Raw genomic sequence first — 22,301 nt, 5'->3', positions numbered from 1 at the left:
TTGCTTACTTGTCCAGGTCTTCCGCGCCTTGCAGCGGTTCGTCACCGAGCAACAGATCCTTGTCATGGCTGACCACTTCTTCCTCGAACATGCGCCACACCTGGTCACCTTGCGATCCGAGCAACTCGACAAAACGACGGCCTTCGACCTTGTCGTTCACCTGGCCAATGTAACGACCCTGTTCGGTTTCGCTGCGGGTCAGGACAATCTTGCGATCCTTGTCCGGCTGGGTCGGCGAGATCAGGTTCAGTTCCAGGGTTTTCGGCTGGCTGTCGCCGCTCAGGCGCAGATCGACTTCCCCGGTCACGTCGTCCAGATGAACGTTGGCGCGCATTTTCAGGGTCTGTGCCAGCAATTCACGGTCCAGCGAACGGTTGATGCCCTTGCCGGCCTCGTAGTAGTTGTCGTTGACCAGGTTGTCCGGGTTGTTCACCGCAATGGTCACCATGGACAGCGTCAGGGTCACCGAGCAGGCCAGGATTCCGATGATGATCCACGGCCAGAGATGCTTGTACCAAGGGCTTGCGGCGTTTGCTGCGGGCATGTTCAGTTCTCTCAACGATTTTGTGGGCCGATGAACCGGCTCTTGGCTTCTACGTGGACGCTGTCGTCATCGGCATCCTTGAGGATGAATTTCACCTCGTTGGTGCTCGACGGCAATTGTTCGGGCGCGCTCGACAGCTCGACCGGCATGCTGAAGATTTCCCCGGCCGGCACCTTGATCTCGCGCTTGCCTTGCAGGCGCAGATCCGGCAGACCGGCGGCTTCCAGCACGTAGGTATGGTCGCGCTGATCCTTGTTCATGATCTTCAGGCTGTAGACGTTTTCGATCCGGCCTTCGGCGTTCTCGCGGTACAGCACGCGGTCCTTGCTGACGTCGAAACCCACCAGCGAACGCATGAAGAAGGCCGTCACCAACAGGCTGATCATCGCCAGCAGCACCACGGCATAACCGATCAGTCGCGGACGCAGTTTATGGGTTTTCTGCCCGGACAGGTTGTGTTCGGTGGTGTAGCTGATCAGGCCGCGCGGGTAATCCATCTTGTCCATGATGCTGTCGCAGGCATCTATGCACGCGGCGCAGCCGATGCACTCGATCTGCAAGCCGTCGCGGATGTCGATGCCGGTCGGGCAGACCTGGACGCACATGGTGCAGTCGATGCAATCGCCCAGGCCCTGGGCCTTGTAGTCGACGCCTTTCTTGCGCGGGCCACGGCTTTCGCCGCGACGCGGATCATAGGAAACGATCAGCGTGTCCTTGTCGAACATCACGCTCTGGAAACGCGCATACGGGCACATGTAGATGCACACCTGCTCACGCAGCCAGCCGGCGTTGCCGTAGGTGGCGAGGGTGAAGAAGCCGACCCAGAAATACGACCAGCCATCGGCCTGGCCTGTGAAGAAGTCGAACACCAGTTCACGGATCGGCGAGAAATAGCCGACGAAGGTCATGCCGGTGACGAAGCCGATCAGCAGCCACATGGCGTGCTTGGCGAACTTGCGCAGGAACTTGTTGGCGCTCATCGGCGCCTTGTCGAGCTTGATGCGCTGGTTGCGGTCGCCTTCGGTGACCTTCTCGCACCACATGAAAATCCACGTCCACACGCTTTGCGGACAGGTGTAGCCACACCAGACCCGCCCGGCGTACACCGTGATGAAGAACAGGCCGAACGCGGCAATGATCAGCAGGCCTGAGAGCAGAATGAAATCCTGGGGCCAGAAGGTGGCGCCGAAGATGAAGAACTTGCGCTCCGGCAGGTTCCACCACACGGCCTGGTGACCGCCCCAGTTCAACCACACCGTACCGAAATACAGCAGGAACAGCGCCGTGCCGCCCATCATCCGCAAATTGCGGAACAGGCCGGTGAAAGCACGGGTGTAGATTTTTTCTCGAGAGGCGTAAAGGTCGACGCTGTTGTTCGCGTTCTTGTTGGGGGGCGTGACGTCGTGTACCGGAATCTGATTACTCATCATTGCATCCCACGGCAGTGGAAAAATGCCTCGGTCGATACGTGCCGGCCGGGGTCAGAAAGGGTGTTGCAGTGGCGCAATGATACGCCTGTGATGCCGACGAACGGGTGCGACCTTTGGTCGCGTTGGGCAAAGTCAATTGATGGTGTAATGACTTGAATCAATTGACTTGTGAAGGATCACCCTTTTTTCCCGTGCCGATAAATCAGTCTAGGCGATTCGTCGCCGTTGCGCTGCCTGATGATCCGCATGGCCGAAAACCGGTACTTTGTTGTTCGCTTTTTAATGTTCAAACTTCGAGAGATTTTGTTGAAACAAGGTGCTCTGATCTTTGTTGTTTGTATGTTTGAAACAAGTTTATTTAATTGTTCCTGCTGTCTGCTTTGAAAGGTTTCGTTTGATCGAATATGTTTGCGCCTGGCGATATTCGGTCGCTGGCTATTATTCAAGTTGAATGGAGTTTCAAGGCTATGGCTTTTAATGGAGTTGTAAAATTTCTGCTGGGTGTCTGTTTATTCTCTTCTGTTACTTTGGCTCATGCCGTTGAGGGCATGCCACGGCATATGGTGTTCGCATCGGACACGCAATATCCCTGGACTGACAAGACCGACAGCAGTGCGCCGGAGTCCGATGCGGACTTCGAAAAGCGTGCCAAGTGGCTGGTGGACAGTCAGTTGGGCAGCATCGCCGAGTTTCGAAAAGCTCACGGTGGGCAGGCGGCAACCCCGTTGATGATCAATGGTGACATTACCGCTTTTGGCCATGGCTGGCAGCGGTCATATATGAAGTCGGCCCTGGAGAAATACTTCAAGGGTGATTACTTGTACGGCTTGGGTAATCATGATTACGAAAATAACGTGGATGACTGTTTCAGTAATAGTTGTGCGGCGGGCAGCATTGTCGAGTTCAATGAGCACCATAAGAACAAAGTGGACAGCTTTGATCTAAAGGTCACTGGCGCGTTTCTGGATATTCGCTATTCAGGCAGTCTCGCTTACTCGAAAAATGTCGGAGAAGTTCATCTGGTGCAACTCAACAACGAGCCTACCTACGCCACGAGGATTGCTCATGCGTTGAACCCGACAACCTTCAACATCACCAGCGCACTGGACTGGCTGGAAAACGATTTGAGGGTGGCGAGGACCCAGGGTTACGCCATCATCCTCAACATGCACAAGTGGGATGACTGGCAGGGGGACTGGCAACAGGAGCAGCGCTTTCGGGACATGATCGAGAAATATGAAGTCACCGCCATTTTTGCCGGTCACTACCATACGCAAGGGGGAGGCAAGCGCTGGATGGGTAAGGTGCCGATGTTTCTCAGCGGCGCAACGTCCCAGCAAACCTACCTGACGGCCAGCTTTTCTGATGATCGCAAGCAGTTGCACATCAACCTGATCGAGAACAATGACTGGCGCAAACCGAATTTCGTACACACGGTTCCAGTGAAGTCCATCTGGGCCAGTCGTCCCTGAGTAACGTAAAAGGCACCACTTTCATTGGCTTTATCCGGAGCACCGGACTTTATTCAAGGATGAAAATGTATGAACAAAAGCACTCTCAATGCACTCGGCATTACTCAGGAAGAAATGGACGCACTGAACGTCATTCTCAATAGCTCCATTCCGGGCGCCGCCATTGCCGTCGCGCACCTGCAAGCAGCTCTGGCAGCGCTTGAGTCGGCCGAAGCTGCCGAGGAGACCAGGCAGAAGCGCAACCCGCAGGACGATGCTGGCAGGCCGCACAGACCTTCAGGCCTGGACAGTCTCGGCGGAGGCAATATTCTTTGAATCAATAGAGGGGAAGTAAAAAGGCCCCGCCAGTTCTCACTGGCGGGGCCTTCTTTTGCTTCAAGCGTCGGCCTTACTGGGCTTCGGCTTCCGGTGCTTTTTCACCATGGGACAGGCTGTAAACATACGCCGCCAGCAGGTGCACCTTGTCGTTGCCTTGCAGTTGTTCCTGGGCAGGCATCTGGCCCTGACGGCCGTAACGGATGGTCTGCTGCAGTTGCGCGAAGCTCGAGCCGTAGATGAACGCGGCCGGGTGGGTCAGGTTGGGTGCGCCCATTGCCGGGGTGCCTTTGCCTTCCGGACCGTGGCACGCCACGCAGTTGGCGGCGAACAGTTTCTGGCCGTTGGCCGGATCTGCCTTGGTGCCTTCCGGCAGCTTGCGGCCATCGAGGTTGGTCAGCACGAAGGCCGCCACGTCGGCCACGCCTTGTTCACCGATCACTTCAGCCCAGGCCGGCATCACCGCGTGACGACCGCCCATGATGGTGGTCTTGATGGTTTCCGGCTCGCCGCCCCAGCGCCAGTCGGCGTCGGTCAGGTTAGGGAAACCATAAGCGCCCTTGGCGTCGGAACCGTGGCAGACCGAGCAGTTGGAGGCGAACAGGCGGCCACCCATCTTCAGGGCTTGCGGATCCTTCGCGACTTCCTCGATTGGCATCGCAGCGAACTTGGCGAAGATCGGACCGAACTTGGCGTCCGAGCGAGCCATTTCCTTTTCCCACTCGTGAACGCCGGTCCAGCCGGTCTGGCCGTTGGCGAATGGGGTCTGCTTTTCGTTATCGAGGTAGTTGTAGCCCGGCAGCAGACCTTTCCAGCTGCCCAGGCCCGGGTACAGCACCAGATAACCCAGGGCGAACACGATGGTGCCCACGAACAGCATGAACCACCATTTCGGCAGCGGGTTGTCGTACTCCTCGATCCCGTCGAAGGAGTGGCCGACCGTCTCGTCGGTCTGCTCGGTGCGCTGGCCCTTGCGGGTCGACAGCAACAGCCAGGTCAGGGAAAAGATCGTACCGAGACTGAGGACTGTGACGTACAGACTCCAGAATGTAGTCATTCTTTGTTACTCCTAGAAGCTTGCTCGACGTGCTTGATGGCTTCGGGATCATCCGCGAAGGGCAGCAAGGTCGCGTCTTCAAACTCCGACTTGCGCTTGGGGCTGAACACCCACAACGCCAGACCGATGAAGGCAACCATCACGACAACGGTGCCCAGGCCTCGAATCATCCCGATATCCATTAAGAATCACCGTTTGCTTTTGATGATGGTGCCCAGGCCTTGCAGATAGGCCACCAGCGCGTCCATTTCGGTTTTACCCTTCACAGCGTCTTTTGCACCGGCAATGTCTTCGTCGGTGTAAGGGACGCCGAGCGTGCGCAACACCTCCATTTTCTTGGCCGTGTCTTTGCCGTCGAGCTTGTTTTCCACGAGGAACGGGTAAGCCGGCATTTTCGACTCAGGCACGACGTTGCGCGGGTTGTACAGGTGCGCACGCTGCCAGTCATCGGAGTAACGACCGCCGACACGGGCCAGGTCCGGGCCGGTACGCTTGGAACCCCACAGGAACGGGTGATCCCAGACGCTTTCACCGGCGACCGAGTAGTGGCCGTAGCGTTCGGTTTCGGCGCGGAACGGACGGATCATCTGCGAGTGGCAGCCGACACAGCCGTTGGCGATGTAAACGTCGCGGCCTTCCAGTTCAAGGGCGGTGCGCGGCTTCATGCCTTCGACCGGCTTGTTGGTGACGTCCTGGAAAAACAGCGGAACGATTTGGGTCAGGCCACCGACGCTGACGGCGATGACCATGAAGAAAGCCAGCAGGCCAATATTCTTCTCGACAGCTTCATGCTTCATCAGTGAGCTCCAACTACGGCGATCTTGGCGGCGGCTTCAGCTTCAGCCGGGTCCGAGGCGCGAACGGTGCGCCACACGTTGTAGGCCATCAGGAACATGCCGCTGGCGAAGAACGCACCGCCCAGGGCGCGAACGATGTAGCCAGGGTGGCTGGCCTGCAGCGCTTCGACGAACGAGTAGGTGAGGGTGCCGTCGTCGTTGATTGCACGCCACATCAGGCCTTGGGTGATGCCGTTGACCCACATCGAAGCGATGTACAGAACCGTACCGATGGTCGCGAGCCAGAAGTGCGCGTTGATCAGACCCACGCTGTGCATCTGCGCACGGCCGAACAGTTTCGGGATCATGTGGTAGATCGCGCCGATCGAGATCATCGCCACCCAGCCGAGCGCGCCGGCGTGTACGTGGCCGATGGTCCAGTCGGTGTAGTGCGAGAGCGAGTTGACGGTCTTGATCGCCATCATCGGGCCTTCGAAGGTCGACATGCCGTAGAACGCCAGGGAGACCACGAGGAAGCGCAGGATCGGGTCGGTGCGCAGCTTATGCCAGGCGCCCGACAGGGTCATCATGCCGTTGATCATGCCGCCCCAGCTTGGTGCCAGCAGGATGATCGACATCGCCATGCCCAGCGATTGCGCCCAGTCCGGCAGCGCGGTGTAGTGCAGGTGGTGCGGGCCGGCCCAGATGTACAGGGTGATCAGTGCCCAGAAGTGCACGATCGACAGGCGATAGGAGTAGATCGGACGTTCGGCCTGTTTCGGCACGAAGTAGTACATCATCCCCAGGAAGCCGGTGGTCAGGAAGAAACCCACGGCGTTGTGGCCGTACCACCACTGGATCATCGCGTCGGTCGCACCGGCGTAGGCCGAGTAGGACTTGAAGAAGCTGACCGGCAGCGAGGCGTGGTTGACGATGTGCAGCATCGCGGTCACGACGATGAACGCGCCGTAGAACCAGTTACCGACGTAGATGTGTTTGGTCTTGCGCTTGGTGATGGTGCCGAAGAACACCAGACCGTAGGTGACCCAGACAATGGCCAGCAAAATGGCGAGAGGCCATTCCAGTTCCGCGTATTCCTTGGTGGTGGTGTAACCCAGCGGCAAGGTAATGATCGCGCCGACGATGACCGCTTGCCATCCCCAGAAGGTGAAGGCCGCTAGGCTGTCGGAAATCAGTCGCGTCTGGCAGGTTCGCTGCACGACATAGTAGGAAGTGGCAAACAGTGCACAACCACCGAAGGCGAAAATCACCAGGTTTGTGTGCAACGGGCGCAGGCGTCCAAAGCTCGTCCACGGCAGACCGAAGTTCAACTCCGGCCAGACCAGTTGCGAGGCAATGAAGACACCGAGCCCCATGCCAAGGATCCCCCAGACCACCGTCATGATGGCGAACTGGCGGACTACCTTATAGTTATAAGCAGTCGGACTGATTGCTGTGCTCATTCTAAGGTTCCACGGTTTGGGTGTTTTATTAGGATTAAAATCGGCCGCAAGTATGTAGAAAGCAGGGGGTCAATGCAACGCGCCATGACCTGGGTCAATGCTTTCCAACGCTGATTCTGCGGCCTTTCCATGCGCCGCGTAAGGACAAAATTGCCCTCGGGCAAAATGTCGCAGCGGACGAAAAAAGCGAGGGGTTCCGGTCGGATGTAACGGGGTGTGTTCGAACGCTCGGTTCGGGTGACGGACGGTAATCGGCACGACAGCCGGTATCTACCGGCCTTTGCGGCCATGTCAGTCAGCCGATTCGTTCAACGCCTCGCTCGGGGTCGACCTGGAACCGGCACGGGCCAGTCCGCATCGAGCAAGCGTAGACCCGAATCCGGGGAACCGAAAGGAGAGGGCAAGAAGGGGTGCGACAATGCGTCGCAAAGAGACTGGAAACTGCCGCACTGGAAACGTGCGGCAGTTTTGTATGCAGCGATTACTGTTTGTTGTCTTCAGTAATCAGTTTTTCTGTATTCAATCCATGGCTAAGGCTGTACACATAAGCGGCCAGCAATTGCACTTTATCGTTGCCCAGCAGCTCGTTCTGAGCCGGCATGTGGCCCTGACGACCATGGCGAATGGTCTGCTCAAGCTGGGTCAGGCTGGTGCCATAGATAAATCCGGCCGGGTGCGTCAGATTCGGCGCACCCATGGCTTCAGTGCCCTGGCCGGTTGCCCCATGACAGGCTACGCACATGGTGCTGAACGTCTGCTGTCCGGCTTGCAGGTCGGCCTTGTTGTCCGCCGGCAGTGGCAGCCCGGCCAGCTCGTGACGCACGTAAGCGGCGACGTTTTTCACGCCCACCTCACCGAGTGACTCGCCCCAGGCCGGCATCGCCGCGATCCGGCCACCCATGATGGTGGTCTTGATCGTCTCGGCACTGCCGCCCCAACGCCAGTCCTGGTCGGCGAGGTTAGGGAAGCCGAAGGCACCCTTGGCGTCCGAGCCGTGGCACACCGAGCAGTTGGAGGCGAACAGACGGCCACCCATTTTCAGCGCCTGCGGATCCTTCGCCACTTCTTCCACCGGCATGGCGGCGAATTTGGCGAAGATCGGCCCGAATTTGGCGTCGGCCTTGCTCATTTCCTTTTCCCACTCGTGGACGCCGGTCCAGCCGTCCTCGTAGCCGGGCAGGATGCCTTTCCAGTTGCCCAGGCCCGGATACAGGATCAGATAGCCCACGGAAAACACCAGCGTGCCGGCGAACAGCATGAACCACCACTGCGGCAGCGGGTTGTCGTACTCCTCGATGCCGTCGAAGCTGTGGCCCATGGTCTGGTCGACGCTGCCCTTGGTCTCGCCCCGACGGGTGCCGACCAGCAGCCAGGTCAGGCCGATCAGGCTGCCGATGGTCAGTACGCAGATCCACGTACTCCAGAAGGTGGTCATGGCCGGGTACTCCTTGTTTCATTAGCTTGGGTTGGGTCGGGTTGCGGCTCGTCGGCAAACGGCAGCAGGCGCGCTTCGGCGAATTCCGGCGTGCGCTTGCGGTTGAACACCCACAGGGTCAGGCCGACGAAGGCCACGAACACCACGACCGTGCCGAGGCCGCGAATCAGCCCCGCGCTCATTTCTAAGGCCATCTCGATCACCTCTTGCTCTTGATCGCAGTGCCGAGCACTTGCAGGTAGGAGACGAGGGCGTCCATTTCGGTCTTGCCCTTGAGGCTGGCCACCGCGCCGCTGATGTCGTCGTCGGTGTACGGCACGCCGAGGGTGCGCATGACCTTGAGCTTGGTTTCGGTGTGGCTGCTGTCGACCGGTTGGGTGACCAGCCACGGGTAGGCCGGCATTTTCGATTCCGGCACGACGTTGCGCGGGTTGTACAAGTGCGCACGGTGCCAGTCATCCGAGTAACGCGAACCTACACGGGCCAGGTCCGGACCGGTACGTTTCGAGCCCCACAGGAACGGGTGATCCCACACGCTTTCACCGGCTACCGAGTAGTGGCCGTAGCGTTCGGTTTCGGCGCGGAACGGACGGATCATCTGCGAGTGGCAGCCGACGCAGCCTTCGCGGATGTAGATGTCGCGGCCTTCCAGTTGCAGCGCGGTGTAGGGCTTCATGCCTTCCACCGGTTTGTTGGTCACGTCCTGGAAGAACAGCGGGACGATCTGGGTCAGGCCGCCGATGCTCACGGCGAACACCATCAACAGCATCAGCAGGCCGACGTTCTTTTCAATCGTTTCGTGTTTCATGGCGGACTCCTCAGGCCATCTGCGCGGCAGCAACGACGTCAGCAGGCTGCGAGGCCCGCACGGTGCGCCAGGTGTTGTAAGCCATCAGGAACATGCCGCTGAGGAAGATCGCCCCGCCAATCAGCCGCACGACGAAGCCAGGGTGGCTGGCCACCAGGGTTTCGACGAAGGAGTAGGTCAGCGTGCCGTCCTCGTTCACCGCACGCCACATCAGGCCCTGGGCGATGCCGTTAACCCACATCGAGGCGATGTAGAGCACGGTGCCGATGGTCGCGAGCCAGAAGTGCGCGTTGATCAGGCCGATGCTGTGCATCTGCTCTTTGCCGAAGACTTTCGGGATCATGTGGTACAGCGCGCCGATGGAGATCATCGCCACCCAGCCGAGGGCGCCGGCGTGTACGTGGCCAATGGTCCAGTCGGTGTAGTGGGAGAGGGCGTTCACTGTTTTGATCGCCATCATCGGACCTTCGAAGGTCGACATGCCGTAGAACGCCAGCGACACCACCAGGAAGCGCAGGATCGGGTCGCTACGCAACTTATGCCAGGCGCCCGAGAGGGTCATCATGCCGTTGATCATGCCGCCCCAGCTTGGCGCCAGCAGTACCAGCGACATCACCATGCCCAGCGACTGTGCCCAGTCCGGCAGCGCGGTGTAGTGCAAGTGGTGCGGACCTGCCCAGATGTACAGGGTGATCAGCGCCCAAAAGTGCACGATCGACAGGCGATACGAATACACCGGACGTTCGGCCTGCTTCGGCACGAAGTAGTACATCATCCCGAGGAAACCGGCGGTGAGGAAAAAGCCTACGGCGTTGTGGCCGTACCACCATTGCACCATCGCATCGGTTGCACCGGCGTACACCGAGTAGGACTTGGTGAAGCTCACCGGCAACTCAAGATTGTTGACGATGTGCAGGATCGCCACGGTGATGATGAATGCGCCGAAGAACCAGTTGCCCACATAAATGTGTTTGGTCTTGCGCTGCATGATCGTGCCGAAGAACACGATGGCGTAGGCGACCCAGACGATGGTGATCAGAATGTCGATCGGCCATTCCAGTTCGGCGTATTCCTTGGAACTGGTGTAACCCAGCGGCAGGCTGATGGCCGCCAGCAGGATCACAAGCTGCCAGCCCCAGAAGCAGAACGCAGCAATTTTCGGCGCAAACAATTGCGTCTGGCAGGTGCGCTGCACCGAGTAGAACGAACTGGCGAACAAGGCACAGCCGCCGAACGCGAAGATCACCGCGTTGGTGTGCAGCGGGCGCAGGCGTCCGAAGCTGGTCCACGGCAGGTTGAAGTTGAGTTCGGGCCAGACCAATTGAGCCGCGAGAAAAACCCCGAGCCCCATGCCGACGATGCCCCACACCACCGTCATAATGGCGAATTGGCGGACCACCTTGTAGTTGTAGGCGGTACTGATAGAAGTGTTCATGGTTCCCCATCCACGGTTCAGCCGAAGTGAGCGCGCGCAGAAAACGCCGCGAATCCTTCGCCTGGAGTTATAGGCAGACTAAAAGCGAGGCAAGCATGGACAAACAGCACAAGGCCAGTATTGACGGGGATCAATGGGCGCAGTGCCTGCGGGATCACGGGTGGCTTTGGGATGCGGCTGTTGGGGAGGCTTCGGCGACGCTCATTCTCGCGCATGGGGCGGGGGCGCCGATGGACAGTGAGTGGATGACGGATGTGGCTGGGCGCCTTGCCGGGCTTGGTATCAACGTGTTGCGGTTTGAGTTTCCTTATATGGCGCAGCGGCGGGTTGATGGCAGTAAACGTCCGCCGAATCCGGCGCCGAAGTTGCTCGAATGTTGGCGTGAGGTTTATGGCTTGGTGCGACTTCATGTCACTGGGGTTTTGGCGGTTGGCGGGAAGTCGATGGGGGGGCGGATGGCGAGTTTGCTTGCCGATGAGCTTGGCGCTGATGCGTTGGTTTGCTTGGGTTATCCGTTTTATGCGGTTGGGAAACCGGAGAAGCCTCGGGTTGAGCATTTGGCTGGGTTGAAGACTCGGACTCTAATCGTGCAAGGCGAGCGGGATGCGTTGGGGAATCGGGACGTCGTTGAGGCTTACGATCTATCGCCGAGTATTGAGGTGTTTTGGTTGGCCTCTGGGGATCATGATTTGAAGCCGCTCAAGGTTTCCGGGTTTACGCATGAGCAGCATTTGGCTTTGGCGGCGGAGAGGGTTGCCGGGTTTCTTCGTTGAGGTTTGGTTTTGGGGTGTATATCCGTTGCTGCGGTTATGGCTGCTTAGGGTTCCGCCCTTACGGCGGGTCACTTTTGGCAAACGCCCCAAAAGTAACCAAAAGGTCTTGCTCCTACGTCCGGCCCGCTCGCTGAGGCTCGGGGTTCCTTCGCTCCGGGATTCATCCGGGGGCATCGCCTCCGGTTTGCTTCGCTGCACCTCCTCTCGATGTGTTTGGCTTCGCCAAACGGTCGCTGCGCTCCCACCCCCGGATAAATCCCTCCACTCAGCCTTCCGACGTCGCCCGTGGATCAAGATCAAAAGCGGTACTCGAGCTAACGCTCATCGTGTTGAGTGGTGAGGAGCCATGCGGATTGCAGCAGGGAAAGATCTGCTTGTTTTCTGTGCGTAAACGTAATTCCGAGACGGCGTTTAAAGTACACGAACCGTTACGCCATAAGGGCTACAACACCTTGCGTCGTTGCCTACGCGTACGCCAGAATCCGCCGGCTTACGCGGTTCGGAAAGGGCTATATCGTTTCCCTGTCACTGAAAAACAGTGATCGGGTTTGGTAGCCCGCTTCGAAACCGTCGTATGGCGTCACCATATGCAGTCCCTTGTTTGGGGCTCAGATTTTATGGTGGGCATGCGCGGGGCTCCTTTGTGAGCGCCGGGTTTCCCGTTTCGACCGGTCTACCAACCCGCGTATGGCCACCACCCTTCGTTTGGTAGCGAGGGTGATGGCTCCTAAACATTCGAAACTGGAGCTCTATCTATGTTCAAAGCCACACCAAACCCACCAGAAACCGATTCAATCCCCTACGACGCCGCACTCGAAGCCGAAAACATAAAAACGGCCACCGAGCGGGCGATCAATCATTACCTCGATCCCGGGGCGCAGAAGACGTCCAAGCCGTCGCGCAAGCCGGGCAGGATCTATCTGGTCAATCCAACGGTGGATGACGAAACGCTGCTGGTCGAAGCGTGCGAAACGCTGTCGTCGGCCAGCGACATGGCCCGGGATATCGGCGACACCGTCGATACGTCGCAGCGCAAGGCGATGCAGATACTGCAGCAGGTCATCATGCTGAGTGAGCTGCTGGTCAATCGCGTGCTGGATAACCATCACGTCTCGCGGTAGTTGCCGCCTCGGTGAGGGGCTTGTCCTCTCACTGCCTGGCAGCCGTCTACACAAATCCTCAAGCGACTCTTGTCCGGAGTTCCAGCTGATGTCCACGACCGTCATTCCACCGTTAGAAGATCCGGTGTCCCCCTACGAGTTTCCCGATTCAAGAAAACTCCACGACGCCGCCGAACGCGCCCTCGACTATTACTTGACCCCCGCAGCCAAGATCATGGCCACGCCCTACACCCCAAACGACATGTTCAGGGTCAACCCGCAAATTGACACGGAGTCCTTGCTAGCCAATGCCTGCGAATCCCTCGCGTCAGCCACGGTCATGCTCGGTGATTTTGCCGGGCTGCTGGAAGGGCCTAACCGCAAGACGCTGTTGGGCATTGCGCAAGTGGTGATGTTGGGGGAATTGGCGGTGAATCAGGCGCTGGATAACCTCGTGCCGAAGGAGTAAACGGCACAAAAAACCGGAAGCGTTTGGCTTCCGGTTTTTTTATCGCTATCAAAAGGTCACAGCCTGCCAGTGATCACAAATTCATCGAATGCTTTCTGCCCATCACGCGCTGCTCGCTGCACGTCAAGGAATGTCAGTTCACCCCGGATTTCCTTTCTCACAGACTTGTCGGTCCTGACCCTCGGATTCTGCATAGGTGATGTATTCATGCTGGCTAGCTCGTGTGAATAAGTTTGAACGACAAAGTAGAGCCAGGCTTCATCGCGTGCCAGTCAGTTGGGTCTGATTCAGTTGTAGGCACCGTCCGCGCTTTTCGAATGAGATTTTCGCCAGCAGGCCGGGCCTCTTCGCGGGCAAGCCCGCTCCCACAATGATGGTGGTGTTGCGAGATTTTTTGACCAATGCGAAACCCTGTGGGAGTGGGCTTGCCCACGAAGAGGGCGGTTATGGCCACATACATTTCAGACAGGCAATAAAAACCCCGGAAGCTTTCGCTGTCCGGGGTTTCTTTATTGCCAGAGCAATCAGCGGTTAAACCGCTCAACCAACGAATACTGCGTGTTGGCAGTCTTGGTCAGCTCTTCACTCAGCAACGCCGAGTTATGCGCCTGTTCCGAGGTCTGGTCTGCCAGTTCCGAGATGTTGCTGATGTTGCGGCTGATTTCTTCAGCCACGGCACTTTGCTCTTCGGTCGCGGCGGCGATCTGGGTGGTCATGTCGGTGATGTTGGCCACCGCTTCGCTGATGCCGACCAAGGCCTGATCCGCTTCCAGAACCCGTGCGACACCTTCTTCCGCCTGGCGATGGCCGGCTTCCATGGTTTGCACGGCGCTGGAGGCAGTCTGTTGCAGCTTGGCGATCAGGGCGTGGATCTGGCCGGTGGATTCGCTGGTGCGTTGTGCCAGTTGGCGGACTTCGTCGGCGACCACGGCAAAACCACGGCCCATCTCGCCGGCCCGCGCGGCTTCAATCGCAGCGTTGAGCGCGAGCAGGTTGGTCTGGTCGGCGATGCCTTTGATCACGTCGACCACGCCGCCGATTTCGTCGCTGTCCTTGGCCAGTTGAGTGACGGTCAGGCCGGTTTCACCGACGACGACCGACAGGCGCTGGATGGCTTCGCGGGTTTCCCCGGCGATGTCGCGGCCGCGGCCGGTCAGGCGATTGGCTTCCTGGGTGGCGTCGGCGGTGCGCTGGACGTGGCTCGCCACTTCCTGAGTAGTCGCGGCCATCTGGTTGACGGCGGTGGCGACCTGTTCGGTTTCCACACGCTGACGTTCCAGACCGCTGGAGCTGTTGTGCGCCAGGGCGTCGGACTGTTTGGCCTGATCGGTCAGGTGCTCGGCGGTGTCCTGCAGGCGGGTCAGGCAGGTTTTCAGGCGCGCTTCCTGGCTGAGGATCGACATCTCCAGACGCGCCTGGGCGCCACGGCTGTCGGTGTACATCTGCGCGATCAGCGGGTCAGACGTGGTCTGCTCGGCCAGACGCAGCAGGCGCTTGAGCCCGCGTTGCTGCCATTGCAGGCCCAGCAGGCCCAGCGGCACCGACAGGCCGGCGGCGAGGGCGAAGCCCCACTGCGAGTTCAGGGTGGCGCCGATCATGAAGCTCAACTGGCTGACCAGAATGAACGGCAGCCAGTCCTGTACGATCGGCAGCCATTTGTCGCTCGAAGGAATCGCCGACTTGCCCTGGTTGATGCGTTGGTAGAGCGCTTCGGCACGGCGGATCTGTTCGGCGGACGGTTTGACCCGCACCGACTCGTAACCGACCACCTGACTGCCATCGAACACCGGCGTTACATAGGCGTTCACCCAGTAATGATCACCGGTCTTGCAGCGATTCTTGACAATGCCCATCCATGGCAAGCCTTGTTTCAGTGTGCCCCACATGTGCGAAAACACCGCAGCCGGGACGTCGGGGTGACGAACCAGGTTGTGCGGCGCACGGATCAGTTCCTCACGCGAAAACCCGCTGATTTCGACGAAAGCGTCGTTGCAGTAGGTGATCACGCCTTTGGCGTCGGTTGTGGAAATCAACCGTTGCTGAGCCGGGAAAGTCCGTTCGCGTTGTGTAATGGGCTGGTTATTACGCATGGTTTTTCAATCCGCAAGGCTTTGAAAGGTTGTCGGCGGGGTCGGCGATTTGTTGAAGTTTTTTTTCATTTATAAGTACGGCGTCGCAAAACGGGGCTTGCTTCAACCCGCGAGCATCGGATAGGTGAACAGGCCGAAATGCAGCAGGTTCAGACCAAAGTGCGTGGCGATCGCTGCAGCAAGCCCGCCAAAACGATAGGCCAGACCATAGCCGACACCCGCCAGGCCCGCCAGCAACACCCATTGCCAGCCGGCGCCCACATGCACCAGGCCGAACAGCAGGGACGCGAGCAGCAGCGCGAGGTTTTCGCCGTAGGCCAGGTGTTTGAATTGCCGACTCAAGCCGCCCTGTATATAGCCGCGAAACAGCGCTTCTTCGACCAGCGTCACCAGCAGCAGGTTGTTCAGCACCCACAGCCACGCCTGATCCGGCCATTTCGGCGCCCAGGTGATCATGCCCAGCAACACCGCGCCGCCCAGCGCCAGGATCACGCTCAACGTCAGTGCCAGTGCGGTGGCGTAAACGGTCAGGCGCAACGAGCGCCGCGCGACGATCCACGGGCAGACCAGCAACAGCCAGAAGCCAATCAGCGGTTTGTCCAGATTCACGAACATCGAGAACGGCACGGCGTTGTCAGTGAAGCGCTGCGCCGGAATGGCCCGGCCGTTATAGAAGCCCGGCAGCCAGTGCATGGCCAGCGCCACGGCCAGCACGATAAACAGGCCATGACCGAGAAAGCGCCCGACCGGCACGGTTTGCTGGCGCACGGCGTAACCGGCGAAAACCAGCAGTGCGATGGAGATCAGCGCCAGCCAGCCGAGCTGGCCGAAGCTCAGCGCCAATCCGTAACCAAGGCTGAGAAGCCCGAGATAGAGCCATGGCAGAGCTGTCATGGAAAGTCCTTGTGCACGATTTGTGGACAGGCTTTCTACACGGGTGGGGGCGAGGGGACAAGTGAAGGTGCAGGGGGAAACCGGGACGCGGGCCCTGTGGGTTGATCCCCACAGGGCCTGTGCTACGCACGAATCAGCGCAGATTGAGCTTCGCCGCCGCGCGCTCGGTGATTTCCCGGCGCAGTTTCAGCGAAGGCGCTGCACGCTTGCGCGCCTCATCGACAATCCCGCTCGGCGCAGTGTCCGGGCTGCCCGAATCAAACGGCGGAGCCGGTGCATATTCCAGCTGCAACTGCACCAGTTGTGCCGTGTCGGCACCGACCAGTTCCTGCGCCAGTGTCAGGGCAAAATCGATCCCGGCCGTGATGCCGCCCCCGGTAAACAGATTGCCGTCACGCACCACCCGATCCTTCACCGGAATCGCGCCCAGTGTCGGCAGCAAATCGTGATACGCCCAGTGCGTAGTCGCCCGTTTGCCCTGCAACAGACCCGCCGCCCCGAGCACCAGCGAACCGGTGCACACCGACGTCACGTACCGCGCCTGCGCCGCTTGCGCCTTGATGAACGCCAGCGTCTGCTCGTCCTCCATCAACGGCCCGACCCCGGCGCCGCCGGGTACGCAGATCACATCCAGATCCGGGCAGTCCTCGAAGGTAGTGGTCGGTTTCAACACCAGCCCGGTGCTGGCGGTGACCGGCACCAGATCCTTCCAGACCAGATGCACCTGCACGTCCGGCAACGAGGCCAGCACGTCATACGGGCCGGTCAGGTCGAGTTGCTGCACCTGTGGAAACAACAGAAAACCGATCTGCAACGCCATGATTCATCTCCGTGAAAAGGGGTGGACGGCTTCACTGTAGGCGCGTAGGTTTTGGCGCATACGCCAATCAGCCCTCGAATTACGCCAAATGCCGAAAACCATCCACGTCCTCGCGTTCGCCAATGTGCAATTGCTCGATGTCACCGGGCCGTTGCAGGTCTTCGCCTCGGCCAACGACATCGCCCGCCAGCAGGGTTTGCCTGCGCCTTACGCGCCAACGGTGATTGCCAGCGGCGGTGGGGCGGTGAACTCGTCCGCCGGGTTGGCGATGCTGGCCGAACCACTGCCGAAACAGCCCAGCGATACCCTGATCATCGCCGGCGGCTGGGGCGTGTATGCGGCTTCCGAAGATGTCGAGTTGGTGAGTTGGGTGCGAGAGCACGCGAACGGCTGCCGACGCGTGGCCTCGGTCTGCACCGGCGCATTTCTGTTGGCCGCCAGTGGCTGGCTCGACGGTCGCCGGGTCGTCACCCACTGGACCCGCTGCGAGCAACTGGCACAGCAACACCCGCGCTTGCAGGTCGAACCGAATCCGATCTTCATCAACGACGGCCCGGTCTGGACCTCGGCGGGCGTCACCGCCGGCATCGACCTGGCGCTGGCCATGGTCGAAGACGACCTCGGTCGCGACATGGCCCTGGACGTCGCCCGGCAACTGGTGGTGTTCCTCAAGCGCCCGGGCGGGCAGTCGCAATTCAGCGTGACGCTGTCACTGCAAAAGCAGGGCAACCGTTTTGACGATTTGCACGCGTGGATTGCCGAACACCTGACCTGCGATCTGGGCATCCCGACGCTCGCCGAACAGGCCGGCATGAGCGAACGCAGTTTCGTGCGCCACTACCGCGCCGACACCGGCCAGACCCCGGCCCGTGCCATCGAACTGATCCGCGTTGAAACTGCGCGCCGGTTGCTGAGCGATACGGGATTGCCGATCAAACGGGTGGCGGCCAATTGTGGATTTGGCAGTGAAGAGACGTTAAGACGCAGTTTCCTGCGGGCCATGGGCGTGACGCCGCAGGCTTATCGGGAGCGGTTTTCGGTCAGTGCCGGAGCAGATCCAGTAATGCCTTGAGCGTCTCGTTCGGCGCTTCCTCGGGAATGTTATGCCCGACACCGGCCAGCACCCGCCGCTCGTAAATCCCTGTGAAGCGGTGTGCATCTTCATCGTCCTCCGGTGCCGGGCCGACGCCATCATCGGCACCGCACAGCGAAATCGTCGGAACGCTGATCACCGGTTGTTTCTCCAGCGCCTGCTCCATCCACTCCAGCGCCGGATCGCCCGGCGCATACATGAAGCGATGGCGATAAGAGTGAATCACCACCTCGACGAAATCCGGGTTGTCGAAGGCCGGTGCGCTCAGCGGATAACGCTCGGCGTTCCGCGCCCAGGTCGGTGACCACAACTGCCAGAGCAACTCGCACAGCGCCCGACGATTCTGCGTCAGTCCTTCAACGCCACGGGGCGTGTGGAAGTAGTACTGATACCAGAAACGATGCTCGGTCTCGGGATCCAACGGCTGGATTGAATTCGGAATGTCCTGCAGGTTATAGCCATCGCCCGTCACCAAACCGCGCACCCGCTCCGGAAACAGCGCCGCCACAATGCACGCCGCCCGACCACCCCAGTCATAACCGCACAACGTCGCTTGCTCGATACCCAGTGCGTCCATCAGATCCAGCAGATCCTGAGCCAGCGCTGCTTGCTGGCCGGAACGCAGCGTGTCCGGGCGGTTGAAACGGGTCGGCCCGTAGCCGCGCAGATACGGCACGATCACCCGGTAACCCTTGGCGGCGAGGGGCGGGGCGATTTCGTCGTAGGTGCGGGGGGAGTAGGGGAAACCATGAAGCAGGATGACCGGCGTGCCGTTTTCCGGGCCGTGATGCTCATAGGCGATGGTCAGACTTTCAGTCTTGCAAAACTGCATCACGGCTTGGGTCATACGGGATTCCTCAAGTTTCGGCTTCCGCCACCTGATTGAAATACTTGCTGCGATCCGGGGTAAACGTCACCACCATTTTCGTCCGCGAGCAGGTCATGACCCGCTCTGAACCCAGATCAATATCCAGATCTTCCCCGCGCAGCCCCTGCCACTGGGCAAGGTATTTCAACGATCCGTACTTTTCATTCTTCTTCAGGCTGCGACTGACGCCACCTTTCCAGCCCAGCACCGGCAGTTCGTCGGCGCTGCAGCGTTGGGCGAGGTCGGGGAAGCGGGCGGCGCGCTGGCGGCCGATTTCCCAGCATTTGATCAGGCCCTTGTCGGCGGCTTCCCACAGCTCGTCGCGGGTCAGGCCCGTGCGCAGAGGGGAATCGATGGGGCGGTGGATGCGTTGGCTCATTCTGGTTCCTTGAATCGGGTTTTTATTGGACAGCTCCGCTGTGCCCGTTGCGGTGGATGGTAGGGGGGGATGTAACAGCTGGCAACAAGGTATTTCGGGGTGTAAGTGCGAGTTGCGGGCCAAGCGTTACACGGGGTTGGCAGGTTTTTGTAGGCCTTGCCATCAACAAGTTGTATCGAAAGGAATCGATTGTGTGGGCCAGCCCTTCAACTGCAAGGCTCGGGAGTGTTTGCCGCTCGTAGGTGGGCATCCTACAAGCGGCGATTGGGGTTGAGATCTTTCTTACAGGCACTGGCGAATAAGGATGACTACGGCTGCCAGTAATTCTTCTCCCCACTCAACTTGCGATCGAGAAAACTCGCCGCACTGATCAGCGCCAGATGCGTCAATGCCTGAGGCGTATTGCCCAGATGCCGGCCACGGTTGTCGAATTCCTCCGCGTACAACCCCAGCGGATTGGCATAACGCAGCAGTTGCTCGAACTCCAGATGGGCCTTTTCCAGTTGCCCGGCCCTTGCCAGACATTCCACGTACCAGAACGAGCACGCGGCGAAGGCGCCCTCGGTGCCGGACAAGCCGTCGATCCCCGAATCGTCATTGCGATAGCGGTAAACCATGCCGTCGCGCACCAGATGCTTCTCGATGGCCTCCAGCGTCGCGAGCCAGCGCGGATCCTTGGCGCTGACGAAACGCACCAGCGGCATCAGCAACATCGAACCGTCCAGCGCGGTGCCGCCCTGGTATTGCACGAAGTGCCCGCGCTCTTCGTTCCAGAAGTTGTCCCAGATGTCGGCGTGGATTGCCTGGCGGGTCTGGTCCCAGCGGGCGAACGGCGCCGGCAGCGAGCGTTTCGAGGCTAGGCGGATCGCCCGGTCCAGCGCCACCCAGCACATCAGCCGCGAGTGCAGAAAGTGATGTTGCTCACCGCGCATTTCCCAGATGCCTACATCCTTGGTCTGCCAGGTCTCACAGACCTGATCGACCACTTCCATCACATGTTTCCAGCCTTCGTGGGAAATCGCGTCGCCGTACTTGTTGACCAGATAAACGGCGTCCATCAGTTCGCCGAAGATATCCAGTTGAATCTGGTCGTAGGCGCCATTGCCGATGCGCACCGGTTTTGCGCCGCCATGCCCGGACAAATGCGTGAGTTCGGTTTCCGGCAGTTCCTGGCGGCCGTCGATGGCGTAGAGGATGTTCAGTTTCATCGGCTGGCCACTGCAATCGCTGACCCGCCCGCGCAGCCAGCGCATGTAGCCGTTGGCTTCGTCGACAAAGCCCAGGCGCATGAAGGCGTAAACGGTGAAGGAGGCATCGCGGATCCAGGTGTAGCGATAGTCCCAGTTGCGCTCGCCGCCGGGGGTTTCCGGCAGGCCGAACGTGGCGGCGGCGAGGATTGCGCCGTGCTGGCGTGAGGTCAGCAACTTCAGGGCCAGGGCCGAGCGGTTGACCATTTCCCGCCAGCGCCCGCGATAGTTGGACTGGCCGATCCAGTCGCGCCAGAACTTCAGCGTGCGCTCGATGCACAGCTTGGCGGCTCCTTCGGCAAAACGCGGATCGTCGCTGGCGCCGAGCATGAACGCTGCCGTTTCATCCTGCTTGAGGGTGAATTGCCCGATTGCCGCATCGTGATCGACGCTCAAGGCTTGATCTGAGGCCAGCCGCAGTGTCGGCTGCCCGCTGGCGCTGAACAGCACATCCTTCTTGTCGATTGCGGCGTGAGTTTCAGCGCGGGCATAGTCATGCCGGACGGCGCAACGCAGATGAAACGTTGCCTGCCCACTGACCACTCGAACCCGGCGGATCAAAACCGGTAATGCCTCATCGTTGTCGCCAATGGGCAGCAGATCGGTGATTTCCACCACGGCGTGATCGCTCAGCCAGCGGGTCTGCAAAACGTTGGTATCCGGCAAATAAATCTGCTCGCGGCGGGCATCGGGCAGGTCCGGGGCCAACTGGAAAATCCCCGCATCGGGCGTGTCCAGCAGCGAACAGAAAATCGATGGGCTGTCGAACTCCGGCCAGCAGAAGAAATCCACGCTGCCCTTGTCATTGACCAGCGCCGCACTGCGCATGTCGCCAATGATGCCGTGGGCGTCGATGGGGCTTTGTCGTTCGGAAGGATGCTCAGCCATTGCCACGGAACTCCGGATAGAGGCTCATGCCGCCGTCGATGAACAGGGTGGTGCCGACGATGTAGTCGGAGGCATCGGAGGCGAGGAACACCACCGCGTTGGCCACGTCCTCGACATCGCCGATGCGCCCGTAAGGGATGAGTTTGAGCAAAGCCTGGCCGGCGTCGCCTTCGGTGGCCTCTTTATTGATCGCCGTGCGAATCGCTCCCGGCGCGATGCCGTTGATGCGGATTCGCTGGTGGCTGACTTCCTGGGCCAGGGTCTGCATCAACTGATCAACGCCGCCCTTGGACGCCGCGTAGTTCACGTGCCCGGCCCACGGAATGCGCTGGTGCACCGAGCTCATGTGGATGATCTTGCCGGCGGCCCGGGACACGCCTTCGCGAATACCCTGGCGATTGAAGATCCGCAGCGCGGCGCGCGCGCAGAGGAACTGGCCGGTAAGGTTGACGCCGATCACCGTGTTCCAGTCGGCCAGCGACATATCCACAGCCGCCGCGTCTTTTTGCAGGCCGGAATTGGCCACCAGAATGTCCAGCGTGCCGAAGGCGTCGAGGGTCTGCTGGAACAGTCGCTCCACATCCTCTTCCTTCGAAACATCGGCACCGATGGCGATGGCCTGGCCACCGTCGGCGACGATCTGCCGGGCCAGCGCTTCGGCGGGATCGGCCTGACGGTTGTAGTTGATGACGACGGCGGCACCGGCGGCGGCCAGGGCTTTGGCGGCGCCGTGGCCGATGCCGGAACTGGCGCCGGTGACCAGTGCCACCTGGCGAGCGAGGGAAATCTGCATGCAGGGTCGCGCCTTGGGTTGAGGGCTTACTTAGCTGACTGGCGGCCGGCGGCGAGAGTTCATCCGCGTACATGAAATGATCGACAGCTTTGCAGCCCAGCGATTGGCCTTGCACGCATTGGGGACTTCACATTCCACCAACAATTCCTCGC

23 protein-coding genes are annotated in these 22,301 nt (G+C 59.9%); 6 read left to right on the top strand and 17 right to left on the bottom strand.

What is annotated here, in order from left to right:
- Nucleotides 1-4 precede the first annotated feature (4 nt).
- On the bottom strand, nt 5-544 hold the full coding sequence (locus AC07NR_RS04270) for a FixH family protein (protein ID WP_248744239.1): 540 nt from the start codon (nt 542-544) through the stop codon (nt 5-7).
- An 11-nt stretch (nt 545-555) separates the two neighbouring features.
- Nucleotides 556-1,971, bottom strand: a complete 1,416-nt coding sequence (gene ccoG, locus AC07NR_RS04265) for a cytochrome c oxidase accessory protein CcoG (RefSeq protein WP_119426411.1) — start codon at nt 1,969-1,971, stop codon at nt 556-558.
- A 470-nt stretch (nt 1,972-2,441) separates the two neighbouring features.
- Here ccoG and AC07NR_RS04260 point away from each other — a divergent pair, with 470 nt between their 5' ends.
- Together AC07NR_RS04260 and AC07NR_RS04255 are read left to right on the top strand one after the other, a co-directional pair.
- Complete coding sequence (locus tag AC07NR_RS04260) at nt 2,442-3,446, top strand: metallophosphoesterase family protein (protein WP_495077943.1); 1,005 nt, start codon at nt 2,442-2,444, stop codon at nt 3,444-3,446.
- 69 nt (nt 3,447-3,515) lie between these two features.
- Nucleotides 3,516-3,761, top strand: coding sequence for a hypothetical protein (locus tag AC07NR_RS04255; protein WP_495077880.1), 246 nt, complete (start codon nt 3,516-3,518; stop codon nt 3,759-3,761).
- A gap of 73 nt (nt 3,762-3,834) precedes the next feature.
- On the opposite strand, the gene ccoP (AC07NR_RS04250) is transcribed toward AC07NR_RS04255, so the two are convergent.
- From ccoP (AC07NR_RS04250) to ccoN (AC07NR_RS04215), 8 genes are all read right to left on the bottom strand, one after another.
- The gene (gene ccoP, locus AC07NR_RS04250) at nt 3,835-4,818 is read right to left on the bottom strand and encodes a cytochrome-c oxidase, cbb3-type subunit III (RefSeq protein WP_085711941.1); all 984 of its coding nucleotides are present in this window, start codon (nt 4,816-4,818) and stop codon (nt 3,835-3,837) included.
- Nucleotides 4,815-5,000, bottom strand: coding sequence for a CcoQ/FixQ family Cbb3-type cytochrome c oxidase assembly chaperone (locus tag AC07NR_RS04245; protein ID WP_003175465.1), 186 nt, complete (start codon nt 4,998-5,000; stop codon nt 4,815-4,817). The genes ccoP (AC07NR_RS04250) and AC07NR_RS04245 overlap by 4 nt, the downstream gene beginning before the upstream one ends.
- 6 nt (nt 5,001-5,006) lie before the next feature.
- Entirely contained in the window at nt 5,007-5,615 is a 609-nt protein-coding gene (ccoO, locus tag AC07NR_RS04240) for a cytochrome-c oxidase, cbb3-type subunit II (RefSeq protein ID WP_007905434.1), read from the bottom strand.
- Nucleotides 5,615-7,057, bottom strand: a complete 1,443-nt coding sequence (ccoN, locus tag AC07NR_RS04235; protein ID WP_085711942.1) for a cytochrome-c oxidase, cbb3-type subunit I — start codon at nt 7,055-7,057, stop codon at nt 5,615-5,617. Before ccoN (AC07NR_RS04235) ends, ccoO (AC07NR_RS04240) begins: the two co-directional genes overlap by 1 nt.
- Nucleotides 7,058-7,538: 481 nt before the next feature.
- Complete coding sequence (gene ccoP, locus AC07NR_RS04230) at nt 7,539-8,492, bottom strand: cytochrome-c oxidase, cbb3-type subunit III (RefSeq protein ID WP_085711943.1); 954 nt, start codon at nt 8,490-8,492, stop codon at nt 7,539-7,541.
- The gene (locus AC07NR_RS04225; protein ID WP_495077879.1) at nt 8,489-8,686 is read right to left on the bottom strand and encodes a cbb3-type cytochrome oxidase subunit 3; all 198 of its coding nucleotides are present in this window, start codon (nt 8,684-8,686) and stop codon (nt 8,489-8,491) included. The genes ccoP (AC07NR_RS04230) and AC07NR_RS04225 overlap by 4 nt, the downstream gene beginning before the upstream one ends.
- A gap of 5 nt (nt 8,687-8,691) precedes the next feature.
- Nucleotides 8,692-9,300, bottom strand: a complete 609-nt coding sequence (gene ccoO, locus AC07NR_RS04220; protein WP_085700207.1) for a cytochrome-c oxidase, cbb3-type subunit II — start codon at nt 9,298-9,300, stop codon at nt 8,692-8,694.
- Between the two features lie 10 nt (nt 9,301-9,310).
- Nucleotides 9,311-10,735: a cytochrome-c oxidase, cbb3-type subunit I gene (ccoN, locus tag AC07NR_RS04215; protein WP_011333291.1), complete on the bottom strand. Its 1,425-nt coding sequence runs from the start codon at nt 10,733-10,735 to the stop codon at nt 9,311-9,313.
- A gap of 95 nt (nt 10,736-10,830) precedes the next feature.
- Here ccoN (AC07NR_RS04215) and AC07NR_RS04210 point away from each other — a divergent pair, with 95 nt between their 5' ends.
- From AC07NR_RS04210 to AC07NR_RS04200, 3 genes are all read left to right on the top strand, one after another.
- Nucleotides 10,831-11,508 (top strand): alpha/beta family hydrolase, encoded by a 678-nt coding sequence (locus AC07NR_RS04210; RefSeq protein WP_495077878.1) that lies wholly within the window; start codon nt 10,831-10,833, stop codon nt 11,506-11,508.
- A gap of 755 nt (nt 11,509-12,263) precedes the next feature.
- Nucleotides 12,264-12,629, top strand: a complete 366-nt coding sequence (locus AC07NR_RS04205; RefSeq protein WP_495077877.1) for a DUF6124 family protein — start codon at nt 12,264-12,266, stop codon at nt 12,627-12,629.
- A gap of 88 nt (nt 12,630-12,717) precedes the next feature.
- Nucleotides 12,718-13,077 carry a DUF6124 family protein gene (locus tag AC07NR_RS04200; RefSeq protein WP_085711946.1) on the top strand — a complete coding sequence of 120 codons (360 nt, stop codon included), beginning with the start codon at nt 12,718-12,720 and terminating at the stop codon, nt 13,075-13,077.
- Nucleotides 13,078-13,601: 524 nt separating this feature from the next.
- On the opposite strand, the gene AC07NR_RS04195 is transcribed toward AC07NR_RS04200, so the two are convergent.
- The 3 genes from AC07NR_RS04195 to inhA form a co-directional block, all read right to left on the bottom strand.
- Complete coding sequence (locus AC07NR_RS04195) at nt 13,602-15,167, bottom strand: methyl-accepting chemotaxis protein (RefSeq protein WP_085711948.1); 1,566 nt, start codon at nt 15,165-15,167, stop codon at nt 13,602-13,604.
- 102 nt (nt 15,168-15,269) lie between these two features.
- A complete protein-coding gene (locus AC07NR_RS04190) occupies nt 15,270-16,061 on the bottom strand; it encodes a CPBP family glutamic-type intramembrane protease (RefSeq protein WP_495077876.1) in 792 nt (263 codons plus the stop codon).
- 133 nt (nt 16,062-16,194) lie between these two features.
- Nucleotides 16,195-16,881 carry an isonitrile hydratase gene (inhA, locus tag AC07NR_RS04185; RefSeq protein WP_495077875.1) on the bottom strand — a complete coding sequence of 229 codons (687 nt, stop codon included), beginning with the start codon at nt 16,879-16,881 and terminating at the stop codon, nt 16,195-16,197.
- An 88-nt stretch (nt 16,882-16,969) separates the two neighbouring features.
- Between inhA and AC07NR_RS04180 the strand changes: the two genes are divergently transcribed.
- Nucleotides 16,970-17,953 (top strand): GlxA family transcriptional regulator, encoded by a 984-nt coding sequence (locus tag AC07NR_RS04180; protein WP_495077874.1) that lies wholly within the window; start codon nt 16,970-16,972, stop codon nt 17,951-17,953.
- Here the strand turns inward: AC07NR_RS04180 and AC07NR_RS04175 are convergent.
- The 4 genes from AC07NR_RS04175 to AC07NR_RS04160 form a co-directional block, all read right to left on the bottom strand.
- Nucleotides 17,922-18,821 carry an alpha/beta fold hydrolase gene (locus tag AC07NR_RS04175; RefSeq protein WP_495077873.1) on the bottom strand — a complete coding sequence of 300 codons (900 nt, stop codon included), beginning with the start codon at nt 18,819-18,821 and terminating at the stop codon, nt 17,922-17,924. The genes AC07NR_RS04180 and AC07NR_RS04175 overlap by 32 nt on opposite strands.
- Nucleotides 18,822-18,831: 10 nt before the next feature.
- On the bottom strand, nt 18,832-19,221 hold the full coding sequence (locus tag AC07NR_RS04170) for a hypothetical protein (protein WP_085703523.1): 390 nt from the start codon (nt 19,219-19,221) through the stop codon (nt 18,832-18,834).
- A gap of 308 nt (nt 19,222-19,529) precedes the next feature.
- A complete protein-coding gene (locus AC07NR_RS04165) occupies nt 19,530-21,356 on the bottom strand; it encodes a glycoside hydrolase family 15 protein (RefSeq protein WP_495077872.1) in 1,827 nt (608 codons plus the stop codon).
- Entirely contained in the window at nt 21,349-22,149 is an 801-nt protein-coding gene (locus AC07NR_RS04160) for a glucose 1-dehydrogenase (protein WP_305835246.1), read from the bottom strand. The genes AC07NR_RS04165 and AC07NR_RS04160 overlap by 8 nt, the downstream gene beginning before the upstream one ends.
- Nucleotides 22,150-22,301: the final 152 nt, after the last annotated feature.

The sequence above is a fragment of the Pseudomonas sp. GW821-FHT09C09 genome, assembly GCF_059418105.1.
Note: the sequence above shows the minus strand (reverse complement) of the source record. Positions and strands in the feature narration are given on the sequence as shown.

Bases quoted from the DNA above. Each gene is read 5' to 3' on its own strand.
- AC07NR_RS04270 (WP_248744239.1), bottom strand. From the start codon at position 544: ATGCCCGCAGCAAACGCCGCAAGCCCTTGGTACAAGCATCTCTGGCCG.
- ccoG (WP_119426411.1), bottom strand. From the start codon at position 1,971: ATGAGTAATCAGATTCCGGTACACGACGTCACGCCCCCCAACAAGAAC.
- AC07NR_RS04260 (WP_495077943.1), top strand. From the start codon at position 2,442: ATGGCTTTTAATGGAGTTGTAAAATTTCTGCTGGGTGTCTGTTTATTC.
- AC07NR_RS04255 (WP_495077880.1), top strand. From the start codon at position 3,516: ATGAACAAAAGCACTCTCAATGCACTCGGCATTACTCAGGAAGAAATG.
- ccoP (WP_085711941.1), bottom strand. From the start codon at position 4,818: ATGACTACATTCTGGAGTCTGTACGTCACAGTCCTCAGTCTCGGTACG.
- AC07NR_RS04245 (WP_003175465.1), bottom strand. From the start codon at position 5,000: ATGGATATCGGGATGATTCGAGGCCTGGGCACCGTTGTCGTGATGGTT.
- ccoO (WP_007905434.1), bottom strand. From the start codon at position 5,615: ATGAAGCATGAAGCTGTCGAGAAGAATATTGGCCTGCTGGCTTTCTTC.
- ccoN (WP_085711942.1), bottom strand. From the start codon at position 7,057: ATGAGCACAGCAATCAGTCCGACTGCTTATAACTATAAGGTAGTCCGC.
- ccoP (WP_085711943.1), bottom strand. From the start codon at position 8,492: ATGACCACCTTCTGGAGTACGTGGATCTGCGTACTGACCATCGGCAGC.
- AC07NR_RS04225 (WP_495077879.1), bottom strand. From the start codon at position 8,686: ATGGCCTTAGAAATGAGCGCGGGGCTGATTCGCGGCCTCGGCACGGTC.
- ccoO (WP_085700207.1), bottom strand. From the start codon at position 9,300: ATGAAACACGAAACGATTGAAAAGAACGTCGGCCTGCTGATGCTGTTG.
- ccoN (WP_011333291.1), bottom strand. From the start codon at position 10,735: ATGAACACTTCTATCAGTACCGCCTACAACTACAAGGTGGTCCGCCAA.
- AC07NR_RS04210 (WP_495077878.1), top strand. From the start codon at position 10,831: ATGGACAAACAGCACAAGGCCAGTATTGACGGGGATCAATGGGCGCAG.
- AC07NR_RS04205 (WP_495077877.1), top strand. From the start codon at position 12,264: ATGTTCAAAGCCACACCAAACCCACCAGAAACCGATTCAATCCCCTAC.
- AC07NR_RS04200 (WP_085711946.1), top strand. From the start codon at position 12,718: ATGTCCACGACCGTCATTCCACCGTTAGAAGATCCGGTGTCCCCCTAC.
- AC07NR_RS04195 (WP_085711948.1), bottom strand. From the start codon at position 15,167: ATGCGTAATAACCAGCCCATTACACAACGCGAACGGACTTTCCCGGCT.
- AC07NR_RS04190 (WP_495077876.1), bottom strand. From the start codon at position 16,061: ATGACAGCTCTGCCATGGCTCTATCTCGGGCTTCTCAGCCTTGGTTAC.
- inhA (WP_495077875.1), bottom strand. From the start codon at position 16,881: ATGGCGTTGCAGATCGGTTTTCTGTTGTTTCCACAGGTGCAGCAACTC.
- AC07NR_RS04180 (WP_495077874.1), top strand. From the start codon at position 16,970: ATGCCGAAAACCATCCACGTCCTCGCGTTCGCCAATGTGCAATTGCTC.
- AC07NR_RS04175 (WP_495077873.1), bottom strand. From the start codon at position 18,821: ATGACCCAAGCCGTGATGCAGTTTTGCAAGACTGAAAGTCTGACCATC.
- AC07NR_RS04170 (WP_085703523.1), bottom strand. From the start codon at position 19,221: ATGAGCCAACGCATCCACCGCCCCATCGATTCCCCTCTGCGCACGGGC.
- AC07NR_RS04165 (WP_495077872.1), bottom strand. From the start codon at position 21,356: ATGGCTGAGCATCCTTCCGAACGACAAAGCCCCATCGACGCCCACGGC.
- AC07NR_RS04160 (WP_305835246.1), bottom strand. From the start codon at position 22,149: ATGCAGATTTCCCTCGCTCGCCAGGTGGCACTGGTCACCGGCGCCAGT.